Genomic DNA, 14,316 nt, shown 5'->3' on the forward strand with positions numbered 1-14,316 from the left:
CCAACCCCGAACCGGCCGCTGCGACACCTTCCGCAGCCCCTTCGACCGATGCTGCGCACGCCGGGGAAGGTCCAGCGCCGGACGCCCCCGTGACGGCCGGTCCGGCGACCGTCATCCCGGCCCAGCCCGGGCCCCCGCCGGCCGAGTCGCTGCCGTCCGCCGCTCCGGTCGCCGCGGCAGCTGGTGTACCGGTGGCCGCGCCGCCTCCCGCACCGCCCGCGACCTGGCCCGGCGCCGTTCAGCCGGCGCAGCAACAGGGGCCGCCGTCCGGTGTGCCGCAGCAGTACGCGCCACCCCAGCAGTTCGCGCCACCGCAGCAGTACGCGCCGGCCCAGCAGTTCGCGCCGCCTCAGCAGTACATGCCGCCGCAGCAGCCGTACACGCCGCAGCAGCCGTACGGGCCACCACCGCAGCCATACGGGCCGCCGCAGCAGTTCGCGCCGCCCGGTCAGTACGGACCGCCGCCCGGACCCCCGCAGGTCGGAGCACCGGGTCAGCCGGCACAGTTCGTACATCAGCCGCTGACGCAGACACATCCCGCTCCCGGCTACGGCTGGCCGCCGCCGCACCTGCCGCCGCCGCCACGCCGGAGCCTGCTCTGGCCCGTCCTCACCACCCTGCTGGTGGTGAGCATGGTCCTCGCCCTCGGCGGAGCGGCCGCCGCCGCGTTGGCGCTGCGCGGCGGTGGCGGCGGCGAGACCGACCTGGTCTCCTCCACCTGGGTCGACATGCGGTCCGGGGTCGGCGGCAAGGCGATCGAGGAGCTGCTCGCCCGGCACACCGAGGCGGTCAAGAAGAAGGATCTCAACGCCTGGATGGCGGACGTCGACCAGAGCGACGCGGCGTTCGTGAAGCGGCAGAAGCAGCTGTTCGACAACCTGGCCAAGATGCCGTTCGCCGACATCAGCTTCGACCGCACCCGGCTGCCCGCGCGGCAACTGGCGAGGTTCCTGCCGACGCAGCTGTTCGACCGGTACCACGCCGCCGTCCACGTCGAGGCCGTCACCATCCGGCACCGGGTCGAGGGCGTGGACAGCAAGACCGTCGCCACGCCGTGGATGCCGGTCGTGGCCTGGACCAACGGCAAGTGGCTCGTCGTCGGCGACGCCGCCGGCAAGGACATGCCGCTCGGCGCCAACGGCCAGCCGTGGGACTCGACCGGGCCGGTCGCCGTGCTGCGCAACGACCGCATCATCGCCGTGGTCTCCGCCGACGACGCCCAGCGCGGCCGCAACCTGCTGCAGATGGCCGAGACCAGCCTCAAGGAGGTCATCGAGGTCCGCCCGTCCGGCTGGGACGGCAAGGTCCTGTTCACCGCCGTGCAGGACAAGCGGATCTTCGACACGTACTTCGCCGAGTCGCAGGAGCGGGTCGCGCAGGTGGCGGCGATCGCCGTGCCGTTCTACAACCAGGTCGGCGACTGGGCGGGCTCGCCGGCGTACAGCTCCACCCGGGTCGTGTTCAACCCGACGCAGCTGACCGCCCAGACCGAGGAGCTCGCGCACGACCTCACGCACGAGTTCGCGCACGCCGCCATGGGGCCCGTGACGACCGCGCGGACGCCGCGGTGGGTCGTTGAGGGGTTCGCGGAGTACGTCGCCTACAGGAAGGACAAGGTGCCCGCGGCGGGCATCAGGCAGGCGCTCGGCAACCTCGTCATCTCGACCCTGCCGACCGACGACCAGTTCTACGCCGAGCCGCGCAACTACATCGCCAGCTGGCTCGCGAACCGCATGATCGCGGAGAAGTACGGCCAGGCGAAGCTGATCGCGTTCTACGAGGCGTTCCAGAACGTCTCGGAGGTCGAGTCGGCGGCCCGCGAGGTCCTGGGCATCGGCGTCAGCACGCTCGAGCAGCAGTGGCGGGATTACGTAGCACAACAGCGCGGCTGAGAGGCCTTCCTCCCTGCCGCGCTGCCGTGTTCACGTCGTGATGCGGTCCGGTCAGACCGTGGCGGGCGGGAGACCGCCGTCGCCGTCGACGACCTGCTCGGGCGTGCCGTCCTCGTCGATGTCGCTCATCGTGATGTCGACCTTGCCGTCGCCGTTGGTGTCGAACTGGAACACGTCGGCCTTGCCGTCCCCGTCCGTGTCGATGGCCCAGAGGTCGGGCTTGCCGTCGTTGTTCGTGTCGCCGACGAGGAGCTCGATGCGCTGGTCGCCGCGCGTTTCGACGGTCTCGTTCTCGCTCATGCTGGGTCCTCTCACGTCAATCGAGGGGGTAGGGCTCGACGCCCCTGTGGTTCGCTAGGCCGTTGGTTCCTTTATGCCCGCGGCGACCAGAGCTTTAATCACCAGCGCCGACTCGTCGAAGCCCACCAGCAGGATCGCGGTCGCCTCGAAACTCTTGATCTGCCCCGCGATCGGCGCGAACAGCTTCGTCGCGTCGGCCTTCGGGTCGTAGTTGTCCTTCGCCTCGTACTTGAGGATCAGCAGGTTGTTCGCCTTGATGCCGGCGGCCGTCAGGTCGTTGCGGACGCCTTCGGCGAGCCCGCTGCCGTACGTGTCGTCACGCGCGACGATCGCGACCTTGGTGTGCCCGTCCCGCATGATGATGTTGGCGATCGCCTTGGCCTGCAGCATGTCGGGCGGCGACGTGCGGAAGAACAGGCCCTTGTCGTCGAACTTCGTCAGCTCGTCCGACGTCGCCGACGGCGAGATCATCACCTTGCCGGCCTGCACGACCCGCGGGATGACGGCCTTGCTCACTCCCGACGCGCCCGCGCCGATGATCACGTGGACGCCGCTGTTGATGAACTTCTCGACCGCCGTCTTGGCGACGTCCGGGTTGGTGCCGTCGTCGCCCTCCTCGACCACGACGGGCTGGCCGAGCACGCCACCGGCCTCGTTGATCTCCTTGATCGCCAGCTTGGCCGCGGCGAACATCGGCGGCCCCTGGAACGCCAGCGCGCCGGTCTTCGGCAGCAGCAGGCCGAACTTCAGCGCCGGGCCTTTCCCGCCGCCCTTGTTGCCACCGCTCGCGGGCGGCGGCGCCGCCTTGTTCTCGTTCTTCTCGTCACCGGCGCCGACGAATTCGGTCTTCGCCTCGTCGATGGTGTTGTTACGGCCGAAGTTCAGCACGCCATACATGGCCGACGACGGCTCGCCCGCGTCGGTGAAACCACTGCGGCGCAGCGAGATTCCGCGGTACTTGAAATCCTTGCCGGACCTGGCGGCCGTCAGGCACGCGGCGATCGTGTCGCACACGTTGTCGCCGGTCGTGACCCCGATCAGCTGCTTGGCGATCGACGACGACTCGACCGACTTGCCGGCCTCCGCGGCCAGCGCCGCCACCACGACGGCGTCATAAGACTCGCCCGCGTAGTTGAAGTCAGCGAGACTGGAGTCAATGGATTTCACCCGCCGTTTGAAGTCCTCGCTCAGCGGGGTCAGCGGGGTCGTGCCCTTCATCCCGGCGAGCACGGCCGGCGAATCCTTCAGCGCCTCGCCGAACGAGTTCGCCATGTTGCCGTCGGATCCGTAGAAGCGGATATCGCTTTTCGGCTGGGCACCGCCGTCACTCTGCGCTGTGGAACCGCAGCCGGACGCGGTGAGCAACAGACCAATCGCGGTGATTGCTCCCACGATGGCTTTGGCCGACCGTGCGCGCATGAGTGTTTCTCCTCCCCAAAGGTGCCGTGCGCACCATAGCGTGGTCTGGCCGAGGACTTAAGTGGGGAGGTGCCGGCCGGCCGTGTACCACCCGGTAACCTCTAGCGGCATGGAGGACACTGGCGTCACCCAGAGTGATGCGCTGACCGACGGCATGTCCATGCGGGGCACCCTCGCCGAGCGGATGGGCATCACCCTGCTGGAGGCCACCCCGGAGCGGGTCGTCGCCACCATGCCCGTCGCCGGCAACACGCAGCCTTACGGTCTGTTGCACGGCGGCGCCTCGGTGGTCCTCGCCGAGACGCTCGGCTCGATCGGCGCCGCCCTGCACGCGGCCCGCCTCTTCAACGGCATCGCCGTCGGCATCGACGTCAACGCCACCCACCACAAGGCCGCCCGCGACGGCATCGTCACCGGCGTCGCGACCCCCCTCCGCCTCGGCGGGATGATCGCCTCGTACGAGATCGCCATCACCGACGAAAAAGGCGACCGCGTCTGCACCGCCCGGCTGACCTGCGCACTCCGCCGGTCATAGTCTGCCGTTCGGCGCCCGCGGCTTGACTGAGCCGCATACGGTGTCGGCGTGGATGAGGCCGGAGACGAGACCTACCAGGACGCTGCCATGGTCCTGGAGTCCGCCTTGGCGGGCGATGGCGCAGGTGTGGTCCACACCTTCGACACGGTCGTCGACCGGCGCGGGATGAGCGCCGCGTACGACGTCGCATGGCGCCTCGCCGGCGAGATGGTCGGCGAGAACTTCGCCCGCGGCCCCTGGCGCCTGGAGTTCCCCGACATCGACGACGCCAACTACGACAAGCGCTGGGTCGCCCGCTTCGTCAGCGCCTACGTCAACGAGGACATCCCCAGCGGCACCGCCCTCTTCACCGTCGCCCTGGTCGACGGCAAGCTCCCCGACTGCCTCATGACCCTCGCCGGCTCCGCCGTCGCTACCCTCCGCCGCCGCGGCGCCGCGTAGGGCAATTTCGCACTTGCATATTTGCAGTGGATGCATGATAGTTGTGCATACGTCGTTACCGAGCGTCGCAGCGCCCGAACCCCTGACTGTGCGTCGACTGAGGGGTCCGCGCGGTCGGGTGAACGGGCGGGCGCTCGCCTAGCCAACTGGCCTTGGCGACCCCGGGCGCCCGCCCCCTTTTCTCGATTCCTCTCGAGGGGGCCGCGCCCATGCCACACGACTCCGTCCCACCCCTAGACACCACCCGTGCCGGGACCTCCAACGTGCCCGCGACCGCCCCGCATGCCGATGCCGGCCGTCTCGGGACCTTGCGCCTTCCCACAGACGCCATCCGTCTTGGAACTTCTGGCGCGCCCACCGAGGCCGACCGTCCAGAGAATTCCGGCCATCCAGCCCGCACCTCAGTTCCTGCCCATATCTCCGTTCCTGCCCACACCTCCGAACGGACCGCTCTCGGCAGCGTCGCTCCACACCCAGCTCTCGACACGAGCCCGGGCGTGAGCCTCGCCCTGGGCACGGAGCCACCTCCCGCCCACGGCCACTCCGCCGAGCCCGGCCCGGAAGCCCAGCCAACGTCTCGGCCTGGATCACGACCGCGGGCCGAGCTCGGCGTGCCGCTGGTCGCCCTCGCCTCCGGCGACGACCTGGCCAACGCCGAACGGCTGCTCCTCCTTCGCATGCCCCGCGAGGTGACCCGAGCCTTCTGCCTCGCCTGCCGAGCCTCCTGGCCGTGCCCAGAAGTGCGGTACGCCAGAGCCCTCACCGCCGGCCAAGCGGTCTGGGGAGACCTCCTCACATGACCACCCCCGACCGCGCCGCTTCTGACCGCGCCGCTTCTGACCGCGCCGCTTCTGACCGCGCCGCTTCTGACCGCGCCGCTTCTGACCGCGCCGCTTCTGACCGCGCCGCTTCTGACCGCGCCGCTTCTGACCGCGCCGCTTCTGACCGCGCCGCTGCCCGTCGCGCAGGCCTTCAACGCATGCACCCTGACTGCATCACCCCTGACCGAAACACTCCTGACCGCGTCGCGCATGACGTCATCGCATCCGGCAGCGCGCCGGGCGATCGGACCATGCTTGATCACGCTGGACCTGATCGCACGAGCATCGCCGCAGGAGCCGACCGTGGCGGCGCTGAAGGCATGGGCACGGTGCACTACTCCCAGGCCGCCGCCGACCGGATCACCAACGCGAACCGCGCCATCGCCGTGCACGTCGAGTCAGCCACCAGCACCCGGTGTGGCACCTGCGACCAGCCGATGCCGTGCGCCCGCCGCCTCGCTGCCGAAGGCACGCTCCGTGCCTACCGCCGCCTGCCTCAGCGCCTCCCAGGTGTCACCCTCCGCTCCGCCGGTGCCATGCTCGGCCCCCAGCCCGCACCGCCGCACAGACCTGAATTGCCGCCCGGCTCGGGGGCGCCACACCGCCCGAGTTTGCCGCACCGCCCGCCGGCCGGTGCGGACCCCGGTCGCCAGCCGCTCGACGAGGCGTTCGGCTGGCTCACCACCCGAGGGCGCGGAACACAGACCAGAGCGCCACTCAGCCGGCCACACTCGCCCGCCAGTCCGCCTGCTGCGCCCGCCAGTCCGCCTGCCCCGGTCAGCCCGCCTCCTGTGCCTCCCGCGACGGCGGAGCCGCTGAGGCAGGCGCAGGAGGCGTGGGACCCTCCGTTGCTGGATCTTTCGTGGACGGCGGGGGAGCAGGTCGCGTCGCACCGAGCATCTGCAGCCGCTGCCGGATCGCGCCATCGGTCCGTCCCAGCTCAACGGTCAGGGTCTTGATGCTGGCGCCCTCGTGGAACCGTCGCACCAGCAGGTCGAGATCCGCCGGCTCCCACGGCTGACCGGACTTCGGCGCCGCGGACCGGAGATCCAGCGGCCCCGGATCCTGCGGCAGCAGCCACCCGTCCTCGGGCGGAGGTTCAGGCGGCGAGCCACCGCCACGGAACCCGGCGAGCGCGGACGCCAGCAACTGCCCGACGTCGCTCGCGTCACGGGCCGGCAGCTCGCCGACCAGCTCCGTCACCACATAGCCGGAATCCCAGCCCACCAGCCGCAGCCCGACGAAGCCAGAACCGTCGTCGAACGCCGTCACGTCATAGCTGCGATGGTCGATCATCAACCGGCGCCGGACGTCGGTGCCGCGGGTCGGAAGGCCGTCGAAATCCCAGTCGAAGTGCGTCATGCCCGCACGCTACGACCAGGGTCCGACACTTTCAGGACATCGTAGCCGAGCCGTCACGACCAGTGACGTCGCCAAAGCATCGCCTATGAGGCCAGCGACAGCGCGTCGAGTTCGAAGGCGAACGGCCGGGTGGTGGTGAGCCTCTCGCTAGGCCCGGCGACCTGGTCCTCGACGTAGTGCGAGCCGTCGAGGCGGTTGAGACGCAGCACCACCGACCCGGGTGGCTCCTGCTCGACGAGCAGATACCACGCGATCCCTGCGGCCGCATACAGGTGCATCTTCATGACTCGGTCCGCCGCCGCGTTGCCCGGCGAGACGATCTCGCCGATGAGCGGCACGCGTCCGGCGTCGATGACGACGAAATCACTGTCGAAGTCGACCACGGCGAGGTCGGGGACCACGAGGCGATCGGTGTGCAGCCTGACGTTCACTGCTTCGTACACGGCCAGACCTGCGGTCGATGCGGCGGGATCGAGCGCGTTCGCCAGGCGGCGAGAGAGTCGCTGGTGGCGTGAGTTGGGTGCCGGGCTCACGAGCAAGCTCCCATCGATGAGCTCGATCCGATCCGGAGTCTCGCCCAACGCAAGGTAGTCGTCCTCGTTCCAGGGGCCGGCATGTCCGCTCGTTGCCACGCTCATGCTCCCGGACCACCTCCTGGAGTTCCCCGTCCAGCGACGGGGGGATGACGTCCAGTCTTGCATGCAGCGGGCGGTGCCGCGGGCTTGAGAAACACCGTAGGGCCGAATGGCCATATATGCAACCGAGCCCACTCGGCGAATCCAAGAGAAATGCAAAGACCCCGACCTGCGTTTCCGCTGGTCGGGGTCTTGAAAGCCCGGCGAAGAGCTTTGTGGGCAGGGGCGGGGTCGAACCGCCGACCTTCCGCTTCAGGTGTCGGCGGCTCCGTGTGGAAGACTCGAACGCCGAGCCAACACATGTCGCGCGATCTCCAGCAACCCGGGCATGTTCGCCGCCGTTGCTACACGCGTTGCCGCACGACGGTGCGATCAGGCGATGGCGGTGATGTTGCCGTCGTCGAAGTAGATGGCCTGGTGGAGGCGGCCACCCAGAGCAACGGCGTAGCGCGCAAGGACCTCTTGACCCGAGACCTTGCCTTGCTCGATCTGGGAGACGCGGCCTTTGGTGACTCCCATGCGGTCGGCGACCTGCTGCTGAGTCAGGCCGCGACCGCGGCGCGCTTCGGCGAGGCGGTGGCCGGTGACCTCGGCCAGCAACTCCTGCTTGCCGGCCGCGACAGCTTCCTCGCCGCCCGCCTGCTCCACGAGTTCGGCTCGGATGTCGCTCCAGCGCACGTAGCTGCTCATCGCTGGTCCCCTCTTCCTGTGCCCGTTCTTTCAAGTAGATCTCGTAACGCTGCTCCGCCAGCGGTATCGAGAGGGGTCGAAGACGAAGAGGATCCGCATGGTGCCCGGTCGTAGCTCTTTGAGGTTGGCCAGCGACGAGTGGGTGATGGTGTCGACGAGAGGCCGACCGAGGCCCGGTCCGCTTTCGGCGAGGGCGTCGATTGCCTGGACAACCCGCGCTTTGGCTGCTGGTTCCAGAGAGAAGATTCAGGTGCGGACCTCGTTGACTACGTAGATACCCCACTCCGGTGTGGCCACAAAGACAGTATAGCGATAGCTATACAGGCCAGCATCCTTGCGGCGTGGCGGTTGCCGCCTCAGCTGCTTGGATCGTCAGGTGGTGGGAGATGGGCAACCAGCAAGGCGGCCGCCTGCTCGGGGCTTGTCGTCTCCCCGAGCAGCACGGCATAGCCCGACGCATAGACCTGATAGGTCTCGGGTCCACAGACGAGGAACGGCAATTGGTCGCTGTCCGGACCCCAAGGAGGGCCGTCGGAGAGGAACTTCAGCGTGCCATGTGTCGGAAACGGGTAGAGCGCACGCAGCCGCGGCTGGGCAGATGCTGCCCGAACGATCAACTCATCGCCTTGCCTGGTGCCTGGCGTCCGTTCGAGCAGATACCGCCACGCGGTCTCGATGTCAGGCGCCTCAGCCACCAGCCGATCCTGCTGCGTGCGGACGGTGGCTACAAGCGCCTGCCGACCGTCCGCCGTCACGATAGCCGCCGTTGCTACATTTTGATCTTCGTGGTCGACCTCGACATACAAAGACCCCGACCTGCGTTACCGCTGGTCGGGGTCTTGAAAAGCCCGGCGAAGAGCTTTGTGGGCAGGGGCGGGGTCGAACCGCCGACCTTCCGCTTTTCAGGCGGACGCTCGTGCCAACTGAGCTACCTGCCCAAGATGGGCCTTGCGGTCCTGACGGGACTTGAACCCGCGACCTCCGCCTTGACAGGGCGGCGAGCACTCCAACTGCTCCACAGGACCTTGCTCTTTGTTGCTACCCGGGCGAACCCGGGTCGTGCCCCCAACGGGATTCGAACCCGTGCTACCGCCTTGAAAGGGCGGCGTCCTGGGCCGCTAGACGATGAGGGCGGCCCCGCCATCATCGCATACTCTGCGACTTCTGCGGTGTTGCTCCCATCCGGCCCCGCCGGAGGCTTTCAGAGCATACGTGACCACTTCCGCGAAAACCAAATGGGTATCCATCGTGGTGTCGTGGAGGCGCCTAGACGGGTAGCGCGACCAGCGTGAACTGCTGCTTGAGCTCGGGCAGGAGGGTCTTGTAGGCGGCGAGGGTGGCGCTGCGGTCGCCGCCGCCGTCGTGGGAAAGGATGACCGCGCCGGGCTTCGTGTTGTTCCTCACGTTGCTGATGATGTGCTGGGTCATCTGGTTGCCGGACCACTTCTTGGTGTTCCAGTCGGAGGGGTCGACGGTCCAGCCGAGGGAGACCATGCCCAGCTCCGTGGCGATCTGCACCGCGGCGGGGGTGAAGTTGCCGCCGGGGTGGCGGAAGTACTTGATCTGCGCGCCGGGGACGGCCTTGCGGATCTCGTCGTTGGTGCGCTGGAGATCGGCGCGGATGGTGTCGGCGGACTTCTTGCCGAGCTTCTCGTCGTGCTTCCAGGTGTGGTTGCAGAGGGTGTGACCGTCCTTGACGATCTCCTGCAGGTACTGCGGGAACTCCTGGACGGCGACGCCGACGACGCAGAACGTAGCCTTGATGTTGTGCTGGCGCAGCATGGCGAGCAGCTTCGGGGTGTCGGCGGACGGGCCGTCGTCGAAGGTCAGGGCGACCCCGTCGTTGCCGGTCTTGCGCATGATGCCGTCGGAAGGGGCGGTGGCGGACGCGGAGGCGGACGGTGCGGCCGACGTCGACGCCGAGGGGGTGGCGGACGCGGACGCGGACGGTTTGCCGGCGCCCGTGGCGGCCTGCGCGGTCGAGTCGCTGATCGGGTGCGCCTGCGTGCCGCCGTCCTGGCCGCCGTCGACGACACCGGAGGACGGCCCGTGCCACGACACCGAGGAGGCGTCGGACGCGGCGCAGCCGGTGAGGGCCAGAGCGGCGGCGCTGATCAGCGCTCCTAGGGCGAGGCGGGTGCGGGTCATCGTCAGCTCCGGGGGTCGGTGGTCAGCATGGTGGCGAACGCACACGCTAATGACAAGACGCACCCGAAGGCCTCCTGCGTTCAGTCCGTGGCACGAACCCGGGAGTACCTCGTCAAGGGACATTTACACAGACGAAGAAAGGTGAAGTCAGTTGACCACCGAGGTGAGCAGCGCCAATGCCTCGGTCAATGTGGACGGTGCCGAGACGCCGATGGGAAGCGCCGCCACGTCCCATCCGGGGCCGGCGGCGGCGACGATCAGCGGTCGCCAGGCGGCATCGAGGACCGGCGAGAGCTGCGCCGGGTCGCCGGTCGTGCGCAGTTGCGACCAGACCAGCACGGCCGCCGGGCCGGTACGCCGCACGGCGGTGGCGAGGGCCGTCGGCGGGACGCGGGCGCCGAGCATGCGGGTCCCGACGCCAGCCGTGGCGAGCGCGGCGCCGAGCGCCTCGATGGGCAGGCTGTGCTGCTCCTCGTCGGCGCAGGCGAGCAGGAGGCGGGACGGGACGGTCGGGTCGGGGCGCGGCACGGCGCCGAAGACGGCCGAGACGCAGCCCGATACCAGGTGCTCGACCTCGACCAGGGCGCCGGTGGCGGCGTGCCGGTCGCCGATGGCGGCGAGCACCGGCCGGAGCACCTGGTCCCAGGCGGCGACGACGCCGAGCTCGTGCACGGCCGCCGCGACCCGCTGCCGCACGGCCGGCGCGTCGAGCCGCAGCGCGGCCCGGTACAGGCCGCGTGAGGAGGCGGCCGCATCGGTGACGAAGGAGCTGGACACGGCGGCAGGGGCGGCGGCCGACCGCAGCGCCCAGCGGGCCGCCTCGTGCGGGGCGACGCCCTGGACGATCAGGCGCTGCATCGTCTCGAGGCGTTCGATGTCCTGTTCGGTGTACCGGCGGTGGTGGCCGGGCTCATGCAGCGACGGGCCCATCCCGTACCGCTGGTGCCAGGTCCGCAGGGTGGTCACGGCGACGCCGAGCCGCCGGGCCACCGCGCCCGCCGAATACGCCGCCGCGGCCGTCATGCCGTCGAGCCCCGCCAGACGGACACGACCCCGGCCAGCCACGGTGCGTACAGGTCCGGGGAGTGCGACAGCCGCGCCTCGAGATCCTCGACGGCGACCCATTCGAGGGCGGCGACTTCTTCGGGATCAACTGCACCCGAAGAGAACGAATCCGAAATGTCCGACACGTTGCCGACGAGCACGTGGTCGTACTCGTGCTCCACGCGCCCGGACGACGGGTCGGAGGCCTGGTACACGTACACCCCGACCTCCCGCAACGGGACGGCGCTGACGCCCAGCTCCTCGACGAGCCGCCGGGCAGCGGCGGACGTGACGGTCTCGCCGGGCGCGGGGTGGCCGCAGCACGCGTTGGCCCACCGCAGCGCGAACCGGGTCTTCACCGCCGCCCGCTGCTGCAGCAGGAGCCGCCCGTCGCCGTCGACGAGCAGGACCGAGAACGCGCGGTGCAGCAGCCCGGGCGCCCGGTGCGCCTCGTCCACCGTCATCGAACCGACCGCCCCACCGCCGTCGTCGACCAGCTCGACAAGGTGAGACTCACGAGAAGAAGACGACGAAGTCAAGACACCACCCCCGTAATACGCTCCGCCGCCAGGCGGCCGGAGATCAGGACCATCGGCACGCCGACACCCGGCTGCGTCCCGGACCCCACGAAGACCACATTGGACAGTGTGGGGTGGAGGTTGCCCGGCCGGAAGGGCCCGGTCTGCCGCAGGGTGTGCGCCGCCGCGAACGGCGTCCCCGCCGCCATGCCCTGATCGGCCCAGTCCGTCGGGGTGATGAAGCGCGACACCTCGATGCCGTCGCCGAACCCGACGTAGCCGCGCCGCTCCAACGTGTCGATGAGCTCGCTGCGGTACGTGCCGCGCAGGGTCCCCCGCCAGTCCAGCAGCGGCGCGGTGAGGTTGGGCGTCGGCGCGAGCACGTAGTAGGTCTGCCGGCCGTCCGGGGCGAGCGACGGGTCGGTGCGCGTGGGGTTGGTGACCAGGAGGGACGGGTCGCTCATCAGCCGGCCCTGGTTGATGACCTCGTCGAAGGTCTCCCGCCACGCCCGGCCGAAGTGGATGTTGTGGTGGGCGATCGCACCGTACGCCTGCCGCGACCCCACGTGCAGCACCACGCACGACGGCGAGTACCGCAGCCTGCCCAGCATCGGATTGCGCCACCGGGTGGGTGGCAGCAGGTCCCGGTAGGCCACCGGCAGGTCCGGGTTCAGCACGACGGTGTCGGCGGCGAACCGGCGCCCGTCGGCGCACACCACGCCGGTCGCGCGCCCGCCGGCGACGGAGACCGACGCGACGGGACTGCCGTAGTGGATGGTCACGCCGTGCTTGGTGGCGACGTCGGCGAGCGCCCGCGAGACCGCGTGGATGCCGCCCTTCGGGAAGTAGACGCCGGCGACGGAGTCGAGGTAGGCGATCACCGCGTAGAGCGCGAGCGCCTGGTGCGGCGCGACCCCGGCGTACATCGCCTGGAAGGAGAAGATCCGCCTGGTCCGCGGGTCCTTGAAGTAACTGTCGACCTTGGACTGGAGCCGGCCGAAGCCGCCGCGGGCCACCAGCCGCCACAGGTTGACGGTGATGAGGTCCCGCGGGCGGTCGAGGTTGCGGTCGATGAAGTCGTCGCGCTCCAGCCGCCACAGCTCCCGCGCGTCGTCGACGAAGCGCAGGTAGCCGTCGGCCTCGCGGGAGCCGCAGACCCGGGCGACCTCGCCGGCCATCCGTGCGGTGTCGGCGATGACGTCGAGCGTGGAGCCGTCGGGGAAGTGCGCGCGGTACGCCGGGTCGAGCCGGGTCATCGGCAGCCAGCCGGCCAGGTCCTCCCCGACGGTGCCGAGCAGGTCCTCCAGCAGCGACGGCATCGTCAGCACGGTGGGACCGGTGTCGAACTCGTAGCCACCGATGCTGAGTTTTCCCGCCCGGCCACCCGGGTAGTCGTCCCGCTCCAGGACGGTGACCTCACGGCCCGCGGCGGCCAGCCGGATCGCCGCGGCGAGCCCGCCGAGCCCCGCTCCGACGACGACCACCCGATCGGTCGGACCCGTCACCGACCGCATGACCGAAGCCCTTTCACTACCCGCATCACCGAAGCGTAGCGTAGGCTCGAACTTGCGTCGATTAGTGCGTCGTTTCAACCGGAGGCCACCATGGAGTCAGCGCCCCTGACCGCCGCCTACGAGCGATGCCGCGCGCTGCACCGCCACCACGGCCGGACGTACTACCTGGCGACGCGGCTGCTGCCGGCCTGGAAGCGCCGGCACGTGCACGCGCTCTACGGGTTCACGCGCTACGCGGACGAGATCGTCGACCGCACCGAGCGGCTGACCCCGCAGGACCGCGCCCGCGAGCTCGACGCCTGGAGCGACGCGTTCGTGCGGGGGCTGCACGGCGCGCCGACCGACGACCCGCTCCTGCCCGCGGTGCTGCACACGATCCAGGTGTTCGACATCGACCTGGAGGACTTCCGCAAGTTCCTGGCGAGCATGGCCATGGACCTCACCGTCACCGGCTATGCCACGTACGACGACCTGCTCGACTACATGGAGGGCTCGGCGGCGGTGATCGGCACGATGATGCTGCCGATCCTCGAGTCGAGCGACCGGGCCGCCGCCCGCGAGCCCGCCCGCCAGCTCGGCCTGGCGTTCCAGCTCACCAACTTCATCCGCGACGTCGCCGAGGACCTCGACCGCGGGCGGATCTACCTGCCGGAGGAGGACCTGCACCGGTTCGGGGTCGGCCGCGAGGACCTGCTGGCGGCGGCCCGCGAGCGGCGCAGCAGCCAGAAGATCAAGAGCCTGGTCCGGTACGAGGTGCAGCGCGCCCGGCAGCACTACATCGCGGCCGCGCCGGGGATCCAGATGCTGGCGCCCAGCTCCCAGGCGTGCATGCGGGCGGCGTTCCGGCTGTACGGCGGCATCCTCGACGCGGTCGAGGCGCAGGACCACGACGTCTTCGTCCGCCGCGCCACCGTGCCGAAGGCGCGCCGCATCGCGGTGGCGCTGCGCTGCCTGCTGACCCGTCCGGGCGCCCCGGTGCCGATCCCCGGCACCCCGG

13 protein-coding genes, 3 tRNA genes and 2 pseudogenes are annotated in these 14,316 nt (G+C 69.9%); 4 read left to right on the plus strand and 14 right to left on the minus strand.

Annotated elements, in window-relative coordinates:
• Positions 1-89 precede the first annotated feature (89 nt).
• Positions 90-1,892, plus strand: coding sequence for a peptidase MA family metallohydrolase (locus ACQEVZ_RS27240; RefSeq protein WP_433371434.1), 1,803 nt, complete (start codon positions 90-92; stop codon positions 1,890-1,892).
• Positions 1,893-1,943: 51 nt separating this feature from the next.
• Here the strand turns inward: ACQEVZ_RS27240 and ACQEVZ_RS27245 are convergent, their stop codons facing one another.
• Both ACQEVZ_RS27245 and ACQEVZ_RS27250 read right to left on the minus strand, forming a co-directional pair.
• On the minus strand, positions 1,944-2,192 hold the full coding sequence (locus tag ACQEVZ_RS27245; protein WP_344500958.1) for a hypothetical protein: 249 nt from the start codon (positions 2,190-2,192) through the stop codon (positions 1,944-1,946).
• A 54-nt stretch (positions 2,193-2,246) separates the two neighbouring features.
• Positions 2,247-3,611 carry an ABC transporter substrate-binding protein gene (locus ACQEVZ_RS27250; RefSeq protein WP_433371437.1) on the minus strand — a complete coding sequence of 455 codons (1,365 nt, stop codon included), beginning with the start codon at positions 3,609-3,611 and terminating at the stop codon, positions 2,247-2,249.
• A 109-nt stretch (positions 3,612-3,720) separates the two neighbouring features.
• On the opposite strand from ACQEVZ_RS27250, the gene ACQEVZ_RS27255 reads away from it, so the two are divergent.
• Together ACQEVZ_RS27255 and ACQEVZ_RS27260 are read left to right on the plus strand one after the other, a co-directional pair.
• Complete coding sequence (locus tag ACQEVZ_RS27255; protein ID WP_344500962.1) at positions 3,721-4,146, plus strand: hotdog fold thioesterase; 426 nt, start codon at positions 3,721-3,723, stop codon at positions 4,144-4,146.
• A gap of 48 nt (positions 4,147-4,194) precedes the next feature.
• The gene (locus ACQEVZ_RS27260; RefSeq protein ID WP_344500964.1) at positions 4,195-4,587 is read left to right on the plus strand and encodes a hypothetical protein; all 393 of its coding nucleotides are present in this window, start codon (positions 4,195-4,197) and stop codon (positions 4,585-4,587) included.
• 1,598 nt (positions 4,588-6,185) lie between these two features.
• Here the strand turns inward: ACQEVZ_RS27260 and ACQEVZ_RS27265 are convergent.
• The 12 genes and pseudogenes from ACQEVZ_RS27265 to crtI form a co-directional block, all read right to left on the minus strand.
• Positions 6,186-6,770: a hypothetical protein gene (locus ACQEVZ_RS27265; RefSeq protein WP_354890066.1), complete on the minus strand. Its 585-nt coding sequence runs from the start codon at positions 6,768-6,770 to the stop codon at positions 6,186-6,188.
• 83 nt (positions 6,771-6,853) lie between these two features.
• Positions 6,854-7,408 carry a Uma2 family endonuclease gene (locus ACQEVZ_RS27270; RefSeq protein WP_433371442.1) on the minus strand — a complete coding sequence of 185 codons (555 nt, stop codon included), beginning with the start codon at positions 7,406-7,408 and terminating at the stop codon, positions 6,854-6,856.
• A 369-nt stretch (positions 7,409-7,777) separates the two neighbouring features.
• Positions 7,778-8,095, minus strand: coding sequence for a helix-turn-helix domain-containing protein (locus tag ACQEVZ_RS27275; protein WP_344500972.1), 318 nt, complete (start codon positions 8,093-8,095; stop codon positions 7,778-7,780).
• 10 nt (positions 8,096-8,105) lie between these two features.
• A pseudogene (locus ACQEVZ_RS27280) lies at positions 8,106-8,341 on the minus strand (type II toxin-antitoxin system RelE/ParE family toxin); the annotation flags it as partial.
• Positions 8,342-8,451: 110 nt separating this feature from the next.
• Positions 8,452-8,901: a DUF6193 family natural product biosynthesis protein gene (locus ACQEVZ_RS27285; RefSeq protein ID WP_433371446.1), complete on the minus strand. Its 450-nt coding sequence runs from the start codon at positions 8,899-8,901 to the stop codon at positions 8,452-8,454.
• A gap of 58 nt (positions 8,902-8,959) precedes the next feature.
• Positions 8,960-9,033 (minus strand) — tRNA-Phe (locus tag ACQEVZ_RS27290).
• A gap of 13 nt (positions 9,034-9,046) precedes the next feature.
• Positions 9,047-9,120 (minus strand) — tRNA-Asp (locus ACQEVZ_RS27295).
• A gap of 35 nt (positions 9,121-9,155) precedes the next feature.
• A tRNA-Glu gene (locus tag ACQEVZ_RS27300) sits at positions 9,156-9,228 on the minus strand.
• A gap of 133 nt (positions 9,229-9,361) precedes the next feature.
• A complete protein-coding gene (locus ACQEVZ_RS27305; RefSeq protein WP_433371449.1) occupies positions 9,362-10,243 on the minus strand; it encodes a polysaccharide deacetylase family protein in 882 nt (293 codons plus the stop codon).
• Positions 10,244-10,390: 147 nt separating this feature from the next.
• Positions 10,391-11,266, minus strand: a complete 876-nt coding sequence (locus tag ACQEVZ_RS27310) for a MerR family transcriptional regulator (RefSeq protein ID WP_433371452.1) — start codon at positions 11,264-11,266, stop codon at positions 10,391-10,393.
• Positions 11,263-11,826 carry an isopentenyl-diphosphate Delta-isomerase gene (idi, locus tag ACQEVZ_RS27315; RefSeq protein ID WP_344500980.1) on the minus strand — a complete coding sequence of 188 codons (564 nt, stop codon included), beginning with the start codon at positions 11,824-11,826 and terminating at the stop codon, positions 11,263-11,265. The genes ACQEVZ_RS27310 and idi overlap by 4 nt, the downstream gene beginning before the upstream one ends.
• Positions 11,823-13,319, minus strand: coding sequence for a phytoene desaturase family protein (crtI, locus tag ACQEVZ_RS27320; RefSeq protein ID WP_433371455.1), 1,497 nt, complete (start codon positions 13,317-13,319; stop codon positions 11,823-11,825). The genes idi and crtI overlap by 4 nt, the downstream gene beginning before the upstream one ends.
• A 90-nt stretch (positions 13,320-13,409) precedes the next feature.
• Here crtI and ACQEVZ_RS27325 point away from each other — a divergent pair.
• Positions 13,410-14,309, plus strand: a pseudogene (locus ACQEVZ_RS27325) (phytoene/squalene synthase family protein); the annotation flags it as partial.
• Positions 14,310-14,316: the final 7 nt, after the last annotated feature.

The sequence above is a fragment of the Dactylosporangium sp. CA-152071 genome, assembly GCF_050936335.1.
GTDB lineage: Bacteria > Actinomycetota > Actinomycetes > Mycobacteriales > Micromonosporaceae > Dactylosporangium > Dactylosporangium maewongense.